The sequence below is a fragment of the Corynebacterium sp. KPL1986 genome (assembly GCF_000477975.1).
Classification (GTDB): domain Bacteria; phylum Actinomycetota; class Actinomycetes; order Mycobacteriales; family Mycobacteriaceae; genus Corynebacterium; species Corynebacterium accolens.
The window spans coordinates 2,168,995-2,183,445 of record NZ_KI515719.1 but is presented as its reverse complement, the minus strand read 5'-3'; the positions used below and the strand labels follow the sequence as shown (position 1 = coordinate 2,183,445).

Sequence of the window (14,451 nt, the reverse complement as noted above, 5' to 3'; positions counted from 1 at the left end):
GCTCTCAGAGGGTAGAGCCTGTTGCAAGTAAGATCCGTACTTTTTTCTTGAAGAGAATACAGAACTGGACTCTTGTTTATTCTATCCCAGGAACTCCGCAAAATCATGTGGTTCCTCGACATCCAGCGACATTACTGAAGTACTTGTGTTACATAGCAAGCGTTTATCAACATGGCCAAAAGCAAGGTGCTTCTGAGGAGGTGTCGCGTCAAAGATAGTGAGTTCAATATGCGGGAAAGTAGAAGATACCCGTCGTGCGACCGCTGCAGCAGCGACCCCTGCGCCGATAACAGCAATTCGGGTCGTCATCACGCATCCTTTCCGGGGGCAACAGTAAACAGATCACCATGGGCGTCGAAAGACTCAAGAGATTGAAGATCGGTCTCAACAGCAGCACGGTCAGAAGAGCCAAGAAGAACCATGCCAAACGCACCAGTTGTTACGCGATTCGAGTTATCGATATAAGTGCCGATCTTTGGTCGCCGCGAGATTCTCTGAACGGTCGGGCGAGTTTGGACAAGATCCCAGTGGCACTGTTGAAGCACACCGTTTGACTGCGGGATAGGCATGAGCCAGGCGACACACCCGTCAAGATTTCCGGCGAGTACTTCCTGTTCGGCAGCTTGTAAACCATCCACTAGCATCGTGGCGAGAACGCTGATCTGGCTGAAACCGCGAGTCGGGAAATAGACCTCGTCGGGTACTTCGGGGCCCATACAGCGACCGTTGTATTCAATAAGTACCCACTGCCCCTTAGACCACCTCAGTTCCACGTGGGAGGCTCCGAAGTTTACTTCCAGAGCGTCAAGGAGCGATAAGGTATATTCTACGGCACCGGAATAGTGGTTGTCCTCCGGTCCTACTGTGATAGCTGAATATATGTGGGGAGCTCCAGATTCCTCCGTAAGTCCGTATCGGAAAACTTCGGTCACAATATGACGCCCTTCGGCTGTCACCGTGTTCACAAAATATTGAGGTCCGTCTACGTACTCCTGAAGAACCACGGAGGGTGATTTTTCTCCTAGCAAAGTCGTAGAATTTTGAATGGTAGTAATCGCTTGAAGAGTCTCGGGTTCTGTTTTGCAGAAATAGACATGGTCACTGCCCCCGCTTCCCACAGGCTTGACAACACAATCCTTGACCAGGGACGGGTCTAGATAAAGGCTGTCTTGTGCAGAAGCGGGGGATAGGGTAACAGACCTTGGGGCACGCAGTCCATATTGGTGAGCAACTTCAATCATTCCTTGCTTATGGCGACGGTGCCAGATCTTCTCTCTACCGTCCTAACTCAGCTGAAACCCACTCAGCTATGGATACTCCTGATTCGCTTCCCGGCACAACAAGGTCAAATTTTTCTTGGCTACATTCCCGGAGTAGGGCCAGGGCCCATGGATCGGAAATGCTCCCGTCTTCGTTAGCTGAGATGGCATACGGCGGGTTAGCAGTAGCAACCTCTACGTCCCTTTTTTTGGCGCAGGGTTGCCACCAGATCGGCGCCACTTGAAGAATCATCAACTACTAATATTTTCATTTTTCCGTGTTCCCCACATTGCTTGGCTTATGGTTATTGCCACAATGAGCATCAACAAAGTTAACTGAATTGGTTCGACTTGAGAGCCCAATGCCACCTCGGTAGCCATCACCACGGCCGGAAGGGCCGCGATGATCAGTGCCGAGATGAAAGGCGGCGCTAAGGTAATTCCCCACTGCAAGAGCAGGATAGGAAAAGTAATGCACATCACCGATAGCAGGACGATTGACAGGGTAGAGCCTCGAAGCATCTCCGCTTCCACGGAAAAGAAAGCCACGAGACCGCTAATAATCCAAGCTAAGTGAAACCTCACTGCTGCAATCGTGAGAACGCTGTTCCCTTGTTCAGTAGCCCAGCGCGAGGAGTAAAGCACTCCTACCGCAGAAATTCCTGCGCCTACAGCTAGAGCGAAACCCAGATAAGACTGGGGTGAACTGCTTCCCGTTCCTAGGAAGAAAAAACATAGAGCCAGAACCACTACTGCAGTTGTTGACACCAATGAACTGCTGAGCCTTCTGGCCGACCAAGTCATTATTACTGCGACAATAAAAGGGCCGACTCCTGTTTCGATGACACTTGCTGCAGTGGGCTGCATCAAAGTAGTGGAAACATAGAATAAGCAGAAAGCGCCCGCAGTAAACAGATTGAGGCTTGCTGCAGTTGTCATTTTCATGGGGGGATGCGGTGTTTCCGTAGCTCGGTATTTTCTACGATAAAACGCTAAATAGACCACTGTGGAGATAATCGCCGCGATAAGAAACGCTGAAAACGTAGTAAAAGTAGATAGCTCTGGGTCTACTTGGGCTCCGACTATCGCAGTGCCGATTCCTTGCCATAGGACAGCTAGGGCTACGATAACCGCCCCTACAACTGGTTTATTGGACTGGATCATAAAACCTTACCCTCAAAATCCGTAAAGTTAACTTAATAGGTGTTGTTGCAAAGTTGGGCGGAGAGCAGCGATGAAGTGCCCCGAGTTTTGTTCCTAGGCATTTGCCTTGATTTCTATTATTGCCTGTGGCGGGTTCTGCTTCCAAAACTCGGTTTCGACCTCGACCGGGGTTCGGTATCCCAAGCTTTGGTGGAGCCTTACCTCGTTCCACCATGACACCCCACTCGAATGTCGCAATTTCTACCTCGACAACATCATTCCACCTGCGGGTATGGACTAGCTCGTTCTTGTAGGAGCCGTTAACGTTTTCAGCCAGAGCATTGTCATAGGAGTCGCCGACAGTTCCGGTGGAAGCAGTGATCCCGTGTTGGGCAAGTCGCTGGTTGTAGACAACGCTGACATACTGCGATCCGTGATCCGAATGGTGAATGAGACCTGTTGTTTCCCTCGCGCTCACAATCGCTTGGTTGAGTGCTTGCAGCGGCAAAGCTTCGGTCCGCATCGAATCTGACAGCGCCCACCCAACGATCCGCCGGGAGTAAACGTCGGTGACAAACGCGGCATACACAAAGCCTTTCTTCGTGCGCACGTAGGTAATGTCGGCCACCCACAGCTTGTTCGGGCCCCGGGCTTTGAATTCACGCTCGACCAAGTCCGGGCGCAAATCAGGCACGTTAGCTTTTCGGGTTGTGATTGGTGATCCGCCTTTGCCTTTGCCAGAAACGCCAGCCAGGCGCATCAGCCGGGTAGCGTGTTCACGACCGATATCGATTCCTTCACGGTAAAGCGCATGCCACATTTTCCGCACACCGTAGACACCGTAATTATCCCGATGAACAGCACTAATGCGTTCAACCAGAACAGTATCACGAAGGCGACGAGCACTTAACCCGCGAGCCTTGGACTGGCGATACCCACGCGAGGTGATAAACCCACCAGCCCGGTTATTTTTCAACGTCTTGCAGATGAACTCGGGCAGTGAAACGATTCCGGTTTTCATCGATGAACCGGATCATTTCTTAACGTTTCGGGTCGAGTTCCGACGCGAAAAAAGCCGAGGCAGCCTTCAACAACTCATTAGTATCGCGTAGCTCTTGATTTTCACGACGTAGCCTCGCGTTTTCGGCAGCCACATCTTCAGGCACAGGTTCTGGGGTTCTTCCTGCACGGCGAGCAGGCTTAAGTCCATTGACGAGCTGTGTGCCATGAAACCCCCAGCTTTGGAGCTACTGCCTGGCACGCGGGGTGCATCGACATATTTTCCGCCACGATGCGATCTTCCACGAGACGGACCACACGATCCTTTGCATCCTGGTCAAATTTTCTCGGCACGTTCCAGATTTTCCCATCTACTCAAACGGAACAAAACCTAGGACACTTCACACAAGCATTTAGAAACTACTGCTCATCGTTAGGTGTACGCCAGTCCATGGGCGCGGTTGGAACGAGTGCCGATAATGCCCTGGCAGAATCATTTAACGCCACCTTAAAGCGGGAAGTACTGCGTGATAGGAAACTCTTTGAAAGTCCAATCAGCTGCCGCCAGGAAGTCTTTCGGTGGTGCATGGGCTACAACACCCGAAGGCGCCACTCCTGGTGCAATCTTGTAGCTCCTGATGTCTTTGAAGCCGAGACTTCAGCTACACTAACTAAAGCAGCATAGCTACCCCCGACGTGTCCACATTTCGGGGGTCAGGCCCTTATGCCGAATTCGCCCAATCGGGCTGGCAACAAAAAATTAAAGAACGCCCTATGGCAATCGTCTTTTGCATCGATCAGATTCCACGAGCGTTCCCGGCAATTCTATGAACGAAAACGCAAAGAAGGCAAAAGACTCAACGCCGCAGCAACCTAAAGTCAACACACCCCCAGCAAGCCCACCCACGAAGTTGACAACCTATATAGGAACATCCTCTCGCTCTAGCCGTTTTCGAGCAGCCCGAGCAGCCGCTCGCGCAGCTCATTTTTCCGCTCCACCACCGCGGAGTCTTCGCTGCCGCTGCGCGGGCGGGGCAACCCCACCTCGATGTCCTCGATGATGGTGGCCTCTGGCCCCGGCGACATCACCAAGATGCGGTCCGAGAGCAGCACCGCCTCATCCACGTCGTGGGTGACCATGACCACCGTGCGGCGGTTTTCTTCCCATACGTTTAGCAGCAGCGACTGCAGCTGGCGGCGGGTAAGCGCATCGAGCGCGCCGAAGGGCTCATCGAGCAAAAGAATATCCGAGCCGATGGCAAAGGCGCGCGCCAACCCGACGCGCTGCTGCATGCCACCGGATAGCCGCGATGGGCGGCGGTCGGCCGCATGGCCTAGGCTGACCTCGTCGAGGAAGTCCTGCGCAATCTGGGCGCGCTCTGCTTTGGATAGCTCCGGGCGAGCCGAACGCAGCCCGAATTCGATATTCCCACGCGCCGTCATCCACGGCAGGAGCGCGTGATTTTGAAATACCACGCCGCGGTCTGGACCTGGGCCGGTCACGGCCTCGCCTCGCGCGCGCACCTCGCCGGTAGAGGGAAATGCGAGGCCCGCGATCATATTCAGCATGGTGGATTTGCCCGAACCCGATGGCCCCAGCAGGGATACGAATTCGCCCTCCCCAATGGAAACTGAGGTATCCCCAATGATCTTGGTTGGGCCGTAGCTTTTGGTAATACCAGCAAATTCGATATGGGCATTAGTCATAGCGCACCACTTTCTGCAGGGAAGCAACGAGGTAATCCAGGACCAATCCGATGACACCAATAAGCACGATGACCACGACGATGGCGTCAATATCGAGGCGGTTCCACATATTCCAGACAAAGAAACCGACGCCTTGGCCGCCGACGAGCATTTCCGCAGCCACGATGACTAACCAGGCGGTCGATAGCGATTGCCGCATGCCGGTGATAATCCCTGGCAGCGCCGCCGGCCCGACGATGTAGAGGAGCTGTTGCATCCGGTTCGTGCCGAGCGTGGCCGCCAAGTTCTTATACGTGGGGTGAATCCCGCGAACCGCCTCGATGGTATTAAGCAGCGTCGGCCACAGGGCGGAGAGGATGATGACGAAGACGGCGGTATTCTCGGCATCGCGAAGCAGTGCCAGGCCTAGTGGCAGCCATGCCAGCGGGGATACGGGGCGCAGGATCTGGACAAAGGGATCGGTCGCGCGGCGGAAGGTAGCCGAGGACCCCAGCCAAAAGCCCAGCGGAATGGCTATCACCATGGCGATGGCAAACCCGATGAGCACACGGCGCAGGGAGGCCACCATGTGCCAAAAGATGCCCACCGAGGCCGACCCATCCCGGTAGAAGGGATCAGAAAGGATCTCTACAGCCCTATCCCAGGTGCGCGCGGGAGTGGGGGCGATATCTGAAAGCCAGCCCGCAGCTGCGACCGCCTGCCAGATGGCGATGAAGGCAATGAAAAGCGCAATACCCAGGCCTATTGCCTTCCACGGGCTCTCCCGCCGCTTCTTCCGGCTGGCGGTGCGGCCCGAATGGAGCGCTGCGGTGTGAGTGCCAGTGGAGTGCGCTGTGCTGGTGCTAGTGCTGTGATTTTTCAGTGTGGTCATAAGCGTGGGGGTCCTTAACGCTGGTATCCGGTGGTGGGGTGCAGGGGATCGAAGGTATGGCCGTTGATTTCCACTGGGTCCGTAGTGAGATCGGCCTCGCGCGGCAAGACGGATTTTGTGACGTCTATGAGCGCTTGATCATCCATCGGCATTGCCTTTCCGCCCAGATCCCAGCGGGCCATTTGGGCGGCCATCCACGTAATTGCGGTGGCAGAGGTGCTGCCGCCGAACTTAATCATCTGTGGATCCACCAGTTCTTTGCCGTCCCAGGTGGTGTAATTTCCGGCCAACGCCCGCGAGATCAGCTCTTCCTTCTGGTTCAGGTACTTCTCCTTGGCCAGCATGGAGGCCGAATCGTGGACGTGGTGCGGGCTATCGACGTACTGCGCGCCTTCGTGCAGCGCCGCGACTACGCGGTCGCGCACGCCCCGGTCCACTTCCTTTGCCACGGCCACCGAGCAACACGGGTGGTTATCCCACATCTGGCGGGTGGGCACAAAGGCCCGGCCCGATCCGGTAGTCAGGGCGCGCTGATTGAAAGGTTCTGGGCCAATGAAGCCGTCGATGGTGCCTACCGAAAGTTGCGCCACCATATCGGCCGGGCGCAAGAGGCGCAGCTCCACATCGGAGACCGGATCGACCCCGCCGGCCACGAGGTAATCGCGCAGCAAGAGGGCATGCACGGAGTATTCAAAAGGTATGCCCAGGACCATGCCCTTCAGATCCGCGGGCCGCGACACGGTATCCAGGTGGGAAGTGGACAAGGTCAGTGCCTGCCCATTGGTGTTTTGCGTAAAGGCCAACTCGGTGGGCCGGGAGGCATTGGTGGCACCGGCATCGATGGCCAGCGGCATGGGCGAGAGCATGTGCGCCACGTCTAAGGCGCCGGTGGCATAGGCGGTCCAGAGATCTGCCCATCCCGCGAATTTGCGCAGCTCAACGTTGAGGCCCTGCTTTGCAAAGGCGCCCAGCCCGTCGGCGGCGACCAGCGGGGACGCGCACGCGATGGGCACGAATCCGATGGTGAGGGTTTCCCCGCCCCGCCCGGATGTCCCGGACTGAGCCTTGTCCTCCTGTCGCGGCGAGGAACACGCAGAGAGCACCTGCGAGCCCACTGCTACTCCGCCCATTGCTACTGCACTGCGCAGTATCTGCCGTCGCGACAGCTTCAGATCGTGAACCATGCGTTCTTTCTTAACTAGACCAAGTGGTTTGTTCAGAACAAACCTAGGCTAGGCGCACTACGGTGTCAATTTCTAAATTCACAGGTCAGCAAATGCGGTGCACACATTTATATTCACTCTAGACCTGGCATTCTCTACAAAATAGACCCCTTGTTCTAGATTTATATTTGCCTTCGCGTTACCATGGCGCCATCAGTTAATAAACATCTGATACAAGGAGCAATTTAATGTCTGATCTCACCCCAAACCACAACGAAGGCGACGCTCTCGAGCCCATTGATGGCGAGAAGCTCAACGACCTAGCACAGAAGAACATCGACAACCCTGAGGGTGCCAAGAAGCACGTCCGCACCCACACCGAGGCTGACGGTTTCTTCCGCAATAACACCACCGTGCGCGACCACACCATCAAGGTGGGCGAGCCTTTGCCGCTGCTTGGCGATGACTCCGCCCCCAACCCCACCGAGGTCGCCCAGGCTGGTCTTGGCGCCTGCATTAACGTTGGTATCCAAGCCATCGCTCAGCACCGCGGCGTTACCCTGACCAAGCTGGAGCTCGACATCGTCGGTGACATCGACCTCTCCCCAACCTGGGGCGTTGGTGACTTGAGCGAGGACAAGCGCCCAGGCGTTTCCGACGTCAACGTTAAGGTCAACATCGACGGCGACGCCGACCAGGAAACCCTGCAGAAGATCGTGGACGACGCCATCAAGTGGTCCCCGGTTGTTAATACCTACACCCGCCCGGCCAACCTCACCCACGAGTTGGTCTAAGGTTTAGATAGATAAAAGCGCCTGGCAAGTGCCAGGCGCTTTTCTTATGCTTTAGGAGCAACTACAGGAATTGCCACGATTCCCGCAGGCGCTCGAACCACCACTCGCGGCGGCTAGCCGGGGCGGCCAAGGCGGACAGGCGGTCCGGTTCTGGGGCGAGGATCTCGGCGCGCAGGTGGCCTTCGTGTAGCTGGCGGGGCGCGGTGACATCTTCTTCGAAGAGGCTGCCCGTGGCAAGGCCCGCTGCGGCCGGGGTGACGTCGATATCTTCGTCGTCGTAGATTTGTGGCAACGCCGCCACCGCAGCCAAGCCCATATTGATGCCAATGGAAGTATCCAGCGCCGAGGCCACCGTAATATCCATGTGCCGTTCGCGCAGGTGCTGTGCCACGTCGAGGACGCGGCGCACCCCGCCCAGCGGCGCGGGTTTGACCACCGCCACATCGGCTGCCTGCAGATCCGCCACGCGGTACGGATCCTCAACCTTGCGAATGGATTCATCCGCGGCCACGCGCACAAAAAGCCCATTGCGCATGAGCTGCCTGCGCACCTCCACCAGTTCTTCCGCGCTGGCGCAGGGTTGTTCCATATAGTCCAGAGGCATGAGCGCCTGGGCGGCCTCTACCGCCTCTGCCACGCTCCAGCCGCCATTGGCATCCACGCGCAGCACCGGGATAACGCCCCGGGCGCTCACGTGTTCGCGGACGGCGTGGACGCGCGCGATGTCATCGGCAAGCGTCTGGCTCTTCTCCGCCACCTTGATCTTGAACGTCCGGCAGCCGGGGTAGCGATCCACAATCGCCGGGACCTCGCTGGCGGGAACGGCGGGAACGGTGGCATTGACCTCTACCCACTCGCGGACGGGTTTAGGAAAGCCCTCGTAAGCAGCCTCCAACCCGGCGCGCAGCCACGCGGCTGATTCCGCGGGCCCGTATTCCAGGAACGGCGCAAATTCACCCCAACCGGCAGGCCCATCAATAAGCAGTGCCTCCCGCGTGGTGATGCCGCGAAACTTCACGGCCAGTGGGAGGGAGACTACGTGGGCGCGGTCGAGAACGTCATCTATGTTCATAGAGCCATACTATCCGGCATTATTTACCCCTACCTAAGTTGGGATGGCCACAGTTGCTCATCGGAGCCACTCAGCAGGGTTAATATTTACCCCCAATAGGTGGATATATTCTGCCTGATCTACAAATGTTCCGGATAATAAGTTATATTCTTATATGAGAACTGAACCTCAGTAAGCGTCGGCTCGTTTCCGGCGTTGAATGCTCCAGCCGAACCTTCGGGTTCGGCTTTTCTTATATCTGAAAGGACTTTCCTCGTGTCCCTCTCCTACCGCGTTGGCATCGATGTTGGCACCTATTCTCTGGGATGCACCGCCATTGAAGTAGATGATAATGACCAGCCAGTCAATATCCTGAGCTCGGTATCGCTTATTCACGATTCTGGACTAGATCCAGACCAGCAAAAGCGGGCGGTAACGAGGCTTGCTTCTTCTGGCGTAGCTCGACGAACTCGTCGCCTTTATCGTCGCCGTCGTCGCCGCATGATAAATCTGGAAAAGTTTCTCACCTCCCAAGGATGGGAAACTCGCCCCTTTGAGCATTACTCCGATCCCTATCTCCCCTGGAACGCACGCGTTGCGTTGGTCAATGGATATATCTCCGACGATGCCCAACGAGGAATGTACCTCTCCATCGCTTTCCGCCATATAGCCAACCACCGTGGCTGGCGGAATCCGTACTGGAAAGTATCGAGCTTGTACTCTCCCGACAAACCGAGCGATGCCTTTGAACAGATCCGCAAAGAACTCGAGGAGTCCACTGGCCACAAGATTCCGGAAACCGTTACCGTTGGCCAGCTAATTTCCTTTGCGCAGTTTGGCAAGGACAGGCTGCGCGGTGGCGGGAAGAAAAAGGATGAAAAGAAACCACAGGAGCAGGTTAACCAAGCAGTAATCTCGGCTCGTCTTCATCAGATTGATCACGCTCGTGAAATCAACGAAATCTGCCGAGTGCAGAAAATTGATGACGCCCTCCGAAAGCAGATTTTGGATCTTGTTTTCGCCGCAGAATCTCCCAAGGGCGCACAAATTGGGCGCGTAGGAAAAGACCCGCTGCAACCAAAGCTACCCCGTGCTCTAAAAGCTTCGGACGCTTTTCAGCAATACCGAATCGTCGCTTTGGCTGGAAACCTGCGTATCTACCGCGACGGTGTTTCTACTCCTCTCGACCGAGACGAAAAACTCATCGTCTTTAACTACCTGATCAACCTCTCGCATAAAGAGGAGCCGTCGTGGCTCAAAGTTGCCGAGGTCTTAAACATCGACAGAGGCCAGCTCCACGGCACTGCCACGATGACCGATGATGGTGAACGCGCCGGAGCTGCACCCCCGGTGCACGATACCAACAGAACTATCCTGGGGTGCAAGATAAAACCCCTCGTGCACTGGTGGGAAGGCGCCAACGACGATGAGCGTGCTGCGATGCTGAAGGCCCTATCCAACTCCGAGGTGGAAGACTTCGACTCCCCAGCCGGAGCACAAACTCAAGCATTCTTCGCCAATTTAGATGAATCTGAACAAGAGAAACTAGATTCCCTTCACCTCCCAATTGGGCGTGCTGCCTACAGCGAAGACACCTTGATGCGTCTGACTAGCCGAATGCTCGACGAAAATTTGGATCTTTATGAAGCCCGCCTAGCTGAGTTTGATATCCCCAAAGACTGGGCACCTCCCGCGCCTCGAATTGGTGAACCCGTTGGCAATCCAGCCGTAGACCGTGTCCTTAAAGGAGTGGCACGGTGGTTAGAAGCTGCAGCAGATGAATGGGGCGCTCCCAAATCTGTGGTGATCGAGCACGTTCGCGATGGCTTCATTAGCAAATCCAAAGCCAATGAAATTGACCGAGCTAACAACGCCCGCCACAAGCGGAACCGAGAGCTCTTCAAGCAAATGCAGGAAAACCTAGGAATCGACGGAAAACTGCGCAGTTCGGATTTGTGGCGCTACCAATCCGTGCAAAGACAGAACTGCCAATGCGCGTACTGCGGTTCTCCTATTACCTACACAACCTGCGAGATGGACCATATTGTTCCGCGTGCGGGCGAAGGCTCTACAAATACCAGGGACAACTTGGTTGCCACCTGTCATCGCTGCAACTTGGCAAAAAAGAACATTCCTTTTGCTGTGTGGGCTGCGCAAACCAATATTCCAGGCGTCAGCGTCAAAGAGGCACTTGATAGGACACGACACTGGTCAGAAGACTCCGGAATGACTTCAAAAGACTTCAAGAAATTCCGCAAGAACGTCTGCGACCGGTTAAAACGCACCGTTGTCGATGAACCTTTAGATGCTCGTTCCATGGAATCAGTAGCGTGGATGGCAAATGAGCTGCGCGGCCGAGTGGCGCAACGGTTCCAGGAAGAAAATACTGTGGTCAACGTCTACCGTGGTGAGCTTACTGCAGAAGCGCGCCGAGCTGCAGGTATCTCCGACAAGCTACGGTTTATTGACGGAACTGGAAAGTCCCGACTCGACCGACGTCACCATGCAGTCGATGCGGCAGTCGTTGCGTTTACCCAAAACTATGTCGCGGAAACTCTAGCCATTCGTTCCAATAAAAAGCGTGAAGCTCAGCTTCTACAGGCTGCCGAACAATGGAAAGAATTCACCGGATCCGATGCAGAGCACCGCGCTGCGTGGAATGCTTGGCTTCCCAAAATGCAAAAACTGGCTGTCCTGCTGCAAAAGGCACTGGATGAAGATCGCATCGCCGTCACCTCCAACTTGCGTTTACGCCTAGGAAATGGGCGTGCACACGAAGATAGCATTGGCGAATTGAAGACCATCCGAGTCGGCGACGCCATCTCCGTCACCGATATCGACCGTGCCTCTAGTGAAGCTTTGTGGTGTGCGCTTACCCGAGAACCGGACTTCGATGAAAATAACGGACTTCCAGAAAACCCAGATCGACGGATCCGCATTCACGGTACTTGGTATGACGCAGAAGATGACATTGAAGTCTTCCCTGTAGGTGCGGGAGCCATCAAGGTTCGTGGCGGCTATGCCGAGCTGAGCCGCTTCCACCATGCACGCATTTACAAGATTCCCGGTAAGAAAGCGCCGGTTTACTGCATGCTTCGCGTCTATAACGCCGATCTCATTCGACACCGTCACGAAGACCTGTTTTCTGTTGAAATCAAGCCGCAAACCATGTCTGTCCGACAAGCAGAACCAAAGCTGCGAAAGGCACTGGCAGAAAATACAGCAGAGTACCTAGGTTGGCTCGTCACCGATGACGAGCTGGTCATTGATACGTCTAACTTCAATACCGGCCAAATCGCGGAGATGCAAAGCGAGCTCGGTCAAGTCCGACGTTGGCGGTTGGACGGATTTTACTCCCCATCCACGTTAAGGCTCCGACCACTCCAAATGAGCGCAGAAGGTCTGCGTGAAGATACTTCGATAGGTGCTAAGAAGATTATTGACCGACCAGGTTGGCTGCCTGCTATAAATAAGCTCTTTGGTGAGGGACACGTTACGGTGGTAAGGCGTGATGCTTTGGGCAGAGCAAGGCTCACCAGCAATGCGCACCTTCCAATCTCGTGGAAGGCGGAGTAAGAAAATGAATGCTGGATGGCGAGTAATAGACTGTCTAAATCTTCACGGTTCACTTCGATATTCTCGGGGCCAACTCGTCATCAGCAAGGTCGATGCCGACGATGTCGCTATACCCCTATCCCAAATTGCAGTAGTTCTGATCGGATCCAAGAGCTCAATCAGTGGTGCCGTGCTTCAGAAGTTTGGTGACTATGACATCGCATTATTAGTTTGCGATTGGCGGGGCGTTCCAGTGTCTGGGGCCTACCCATGGAATCAGCACTCACGGTTGGGTGCACGACAGCAAGCACAAGCGCAGCTCTCTGTTCCTAAAAAGAAACAGGCCTGGACTCGGATAGTCGCTGCCAAAATCCACGGTCAGGCGTCCGTATTGAAAGCTCTACAAAAGAACGGTGCCAATGAACTGGTTAAACTATCTCGCACTGTAAAGTCCGGGGATCCCGAGAATCGGGAGGCTCAAGCAGCCCGAAAATACTGGTCCTGCTTATCGCATGACCAAGCATTCTCGCGCTTACCCGGTGCCGGCGATCCTGGTTGGAATTCCGCATTGGATTACGGCTACACGCTTTTGCGTGGCTATGGGATTCGTGCCATCGCCGGTGCTGGACTCTCTGGAACACTCGGTGTGTTTCATCATGGCCGTGGAAATAACTGGGCTCTTGTGGACGATCTCATGGAACCCTTCCGCCCCATGGTGGACCAGATCGTATTCACAACCATCAACTATGGAGATGAATTAGCTGCTTCTCAAAAGACAGCAATTTCCACTGCTCTAACTTGGGCCTTCGAAGCTGATGGAAAATCATTAAGCACCGTTTTTAATGAATTTGGCCAGCACTATGGCCTGTATGTCGAGGGAGCAGTTCGTGATCTAAGCGTACCCCGTTGGGAAGGAATCCTCGATGCCAGCGAAGGATAGTGAACCAATGTGGTGTGTGGTGATGTTCGATCTGCCTGTTAAATCTAAGAAACAAACTAGTGAAGCGAACAAATTCCGAAACCATCTCTTAGATCTCGGATTCTGCAGGTCTCAACTAAGCGTTTATGTCCAGTACTTCCCACTGTCTTCTAGAATCGCTTCGACCGTCAAACAAATAAAGACAGCTCTCCCAGAAGGTGGCGACATCAGGATAATTTCCGTCACTGATAATCAGTGGGCAAAAGCCATCAGATTTTCTAAGGCAGAGCCCGCTGGAGTAGAGGAAAAACCGTCCCAACTCGTAATTTTTTGAAGCAGGATCACCAATAAACTCCAGTTAAACGGCCTTTTTGGGCCGCACTGAAGTCTATCAGGGGTAATGAGAACTGAACCCCAGCACCTCCTTAGCCATCGGCCCCAGCATCTGAAGTCTATCAGGGGTAATGAGAACTGAACCCCAGCACCTCCTTAGCCATCGGCCCCAGCATCTGAAGTCTATCAGGGGTAATGAGAACTGAACCCCAGCTTCCTTGCGCAGTGTCGACCGAGCATCGGAAGTCTATCAGGGGTAATGAGAACTGAACCCCAGCTTCCTTGCGCAGTGTCGACCGCGTTGAGGAAGTCTATCAGGGGTAATGAGAACTGAACCCCAGCGTCTATAGTGGCCCCACCACCGCGGGGGGAAGTCTATCAGGGGTAATGAGAACTGAACCCCAGCGATCCGGAGCCAATCCGGAAGCTATCACGAAGTCTATCAGGGGTAATGAGAACTGAACCCCAGCGGTCTCACAATCAGAACACGATGAACGAGAAGTCTATCAGGGGTAATGAGAACTGAACCCCAGCTGGGGTGATGGGCGTCGTGAGCGTGTGGGAAGTCTATCAGGGGTAATGAGAACTGAACCCCAGCTGTTTGCGGCCTCTTCCAGGGGCTTTCCGAAGTCTATCAGGGGTAATGAGAACTGAACC

At 54.8% G+C, this 14,451-nt stretch carries 12 protein-coding genes, 2 pseudogenes and 1 CRISPR repeat array; of the genes and pseudogenes, 6 read left to right on the top strand and 8 right to left on the bottom strand.

Annotated features, from left to right (window positions below; translation table 11 throughout):
- Positions 1–81 precede the first annotated feature (81 nt).
- From HMPREF1287_RS12340 to HMPREF1287_RS12535, 4 genes are all read right to left on the bottom strand, one after another.
- The gene (locus HMPREF1287_RS12340; RefSeq protein ID WP_084519512.1) at positions 82–309 is read right to left on the bottom strand and encodes an FAD/NAD(P)-binding protein; all 228 of its coding nucleotides are present in this window, start codon (positions 307–309) and stop codon (positions 82–84) included.
- Entirely contained in the window at positions 309–1,241 is a 933-nt protein-coding gene (locus tag HMPREF1287_RS10075) for an ATP-grasp domain-containing protein (RefSeq protein ID WP_023016685.1), read from the bottom strand. The genes HMPREF1287_RS12340 and HMPREF1287_RS10075 overlap by 1 nt, the downstream gene beginning before the upstream one ends.
- Before the next feature lie 270 nt (positions 1,242–1,511).
- Positions 1,512–2,423 (bottom strand): hypothetical protein, encoded by a 912-nt coding sequence (locus HMPREF1287_RS12740; RefSeq protein WP_023016684.1) that lies wholly within the window; start codon positions 2,421–2,423, stop codon positions 1,512–1,514.
- Entirely contained in the window at positions 2,407–3,423 is a 1,017-nt protein-coding gene (locus tag HMPREF1287_RS12535; protein ID WP_023019846.1) for an IS3 family transposase, read from the bottom strand. Before HMPREF1287_RS12535 ends, HMPREF1287_RS12740 begins: the two co-directional genes overlap by 17 nt.
- A 381-nt stretch (positions 3,424–3,804) precedes the next feature.
- On the opposite strand from HMPREF1287_RS12535, the pseudogene HMPREF1287_RS12635 reads away from it, so the two are divergent.
- Both HMPREF1287_RS12635 and HMPREF1287_RS12530 read left to right on the top strand, forming a co-directional pair.
- Positions 3,805–4,086: pseudogene (locus tag HMPREF1287_RS12635) on the top strand (integrase core domain-containing protein); the annotation flags it as partial.
- 27 nt (positions 4,087–4,113) lie between these two features.
- Positions 4,114–4,269, top strand: a pseudogene (locus HMPREF1287_RS12530) (IS110 family transposase); the annotation flags it as partial.
- A 74-nt stretch (positions 4,270–4,343) separates the two neighbouring features.
- On the opposite strand, the gene HMPREF1287_RS10055 reads toward HMPREF1287_RS12530, so the two are convergent.
- Genes HMPREF1287_RS10055 through HMPREF1287_RS10045 form a run of 3 tightly spaced genes read right to left on the bottom strand, consistent with a single transcriptional unit; the run spans position 4,344 to position 7,163 of the window.
- Positions 4,344–5,108 (bottom strand): ABC transporter ATP-binding protein, encoded by a 765-nt coding sequence (locus HMPREF1287_RS10055; protein ID WP_023016681.1) that lies wholly within the window; start codon positions 5,106–5,108, stop codon positions 4,344–4,346.
- A complete protein-coding gene (locus tag HMPREF1287_RS10050; RefSeq protein WP_023016680.1) occupies positions 5,101–5,979 on the bottom strand; it encodes an ABC transporter permease in 879 nt (292 codons plus the stop codon). The genes HMPREF1287_RS10055 and HMPREF1287_RS10050 overlap by 8 nt, the downstream gene beginning before the upstream one ends.
- Before the next feature lie 14 nt (positions 5,980–5,993).
- Positions 5,994–7,163 (bottom strand): ABC transporter substrate-binding protein, encoded by a 1,170-nt coding sequence (locus HMPREF1287_RS10045; protein ID WP_023016679.1) that lies wholly within the window; start codon positions 7,161–7,163, stop codon positions 5,994–5,996.
- Between the two features lie 227 nt (positions 7,164–7,390).
- Between HMPREF1287_RS10045 and HMPREF1287_RS10040 the strand changes: the two genes are divergently transcribed.
- Positions 7,391–7,936 (top strand): OsmC family protein, encoded by a 546-nt coding sequence (locus tag HMPREF1287_RS10040; protein WP_023016678.1) that lies wholly within the window; start codon positions 7,391–7,393, stop codon positions 7,934–7,936.
- Positions 7,937–7,997: 61 nt separating this feature from the next.
- Here HMPREF1287_RS10040 and HMPREF1287_RS10035 read toward each other — a convergent pair whose 3' ends face one another.
- Positions 7,998–9,008 carry an o-succinylbenzoate synthase gene (locus HMPREF1287_RS10035; protein ID WP_023016677.1) on the bottom strand — a complete coding sequence of 337 codons (1,011 nt, stop codon included), beginning with the start codon at positions 9,006–9,008 and terminating at the stop codon, positions 7,998–8,000.
- A gap of 255 nt (positions 9,009–9,263) precedes the next feature.
- Between HMPREF1287_RS10035 and cas9 the strand changes: the two genes are divergently transcribed.
- The 3 genes from cas9 to cas2 are packed head-to-tail and all read left to right on the top strand — an operon-like array spanning position 9,264 to position 13,795.
- Positions 9,264–12,563 carry a type II CRISPR RNA-guided endonuclease Cas9 gene (gene cas9, locus HMPREF1287_RS10030; protein ID WP_005276774.1) on the top strand — a complete coding sequence of 1,100 codons (3,300 nt, stop codon included), beginning with the start codon at positions 9,264–9,266 and terminating at the stop codon, positions 12,561–12,563.
- Between the two features lie 4 nt (positions 12,564–12,567).
- Complete coding sequence (gene cas1, locus HMPREF1287_RS10025; RefSeq protein WP_023016676.1) at positions 12,568–13,482, top strand: type II CRISPR-associated endonuclease Cas1; 915 nt, start codon at positions 12,568–12,570, stop codon at positions 13,480–13,482.
- Positions 13,466–13,795: a CRISPR-associated endonuclease Cas2 gene (gene cas2, locus HMPREF1287_RS10020; protein ID WP_034653398.1), complete on the top strand. Its 330-nt coding sequence runs from the start codon at positions 13,466–13,468 to the stop codon at positions 13,793–13,795. Before cas1 ends, cas2 begins: the two co-directional genes overlap by 17 nt.
- A gap of 49 nt (positions 13,796–13,844) precedes the next feature.
- A CRISPR array of direct repeats spans positions 13,845–14,451; the repeat unit is 31 nt; unit sequence GAAGTCTATCAGGGGTAATGAGAACTGAACC.

Coding starts and splice junctions, on each gene's coding strand:
- HMPREF1287_RS12340 (WP_084519512.1), bottom strand. CDS start 309: ATGACGACCCGAATTGCTGTTATCGGCGCAGGGGTCGCTGCTGCAGCG.
- HMPREF1287_RS10075 (WP_023016685.1), bottom strand. CDS start 1,241: ATGATTGAAGTTGCTCACCAATATGGACTGCGTGCCCCAAGGTCTGTT.
- HMPREF1287_RS12740 (WP_023016684.1), bottom strand. CDS start 2,423: ATGATCCAGTCCAATAAACCAGTTGTAGGGGCGGTTATCGTAGCCCTA.
- HMPREF1287_RS12535 (WP_023019846.1), bottom strand. CDS start 3,423: ATGAAAACCGGAATCGTTTCACTGCCCGAGTTCATCTGCAAGACGTTG.
- HMPREF1287_RS10055 (WP_023016681.1), bottom strand. CDS start 5,108: ATGACTAATGCCCATATCGAATTTGCTGGTATTACCAAAAGCTACGGC.
- HMPREF1287_RS10050 (WP_023016680.1), bottom strand. CDS start 5,979: ATGACCACACTGAAAAATCACAGCACTAGCACCAGCACAGCGCACTCC.
- HMPREF1287_RS10045 (WP_023016679.1), bottom strand. CDS start 7,163: ATGGTTCACGATCTGAAGCTGTCGCGACGGCAGATACTGCGCAGTGCA.
- HMPREF1287_RS10040 (WP_023016678.1), top strand. CDS start 7,391: ATGTCTGATCTCACCCCAAACCACAACGAAGGCGACGCTCTCGAGCCC.
- HMPREF1287_RS10035 (WP_023016677.1), bottom strand. CDS start 9,008: ATGAACATAGATGACGTTCTCGACCGCGCCCACGTAGTCTCCCTCCCA.
- cas1 (WP_023016676.1), top strand. CDS start 12,568: ATGAATGCTGGATGGCGAGTAATAGACTGTCTAAATCTTCACGGTTCA.
- cas2 (WP_034653398.1), top strand. CDS start 13,466: ATGCCAGCGAAGGATAGTGAACCAATGTGGTGTGTGGTGATGTTCGAT.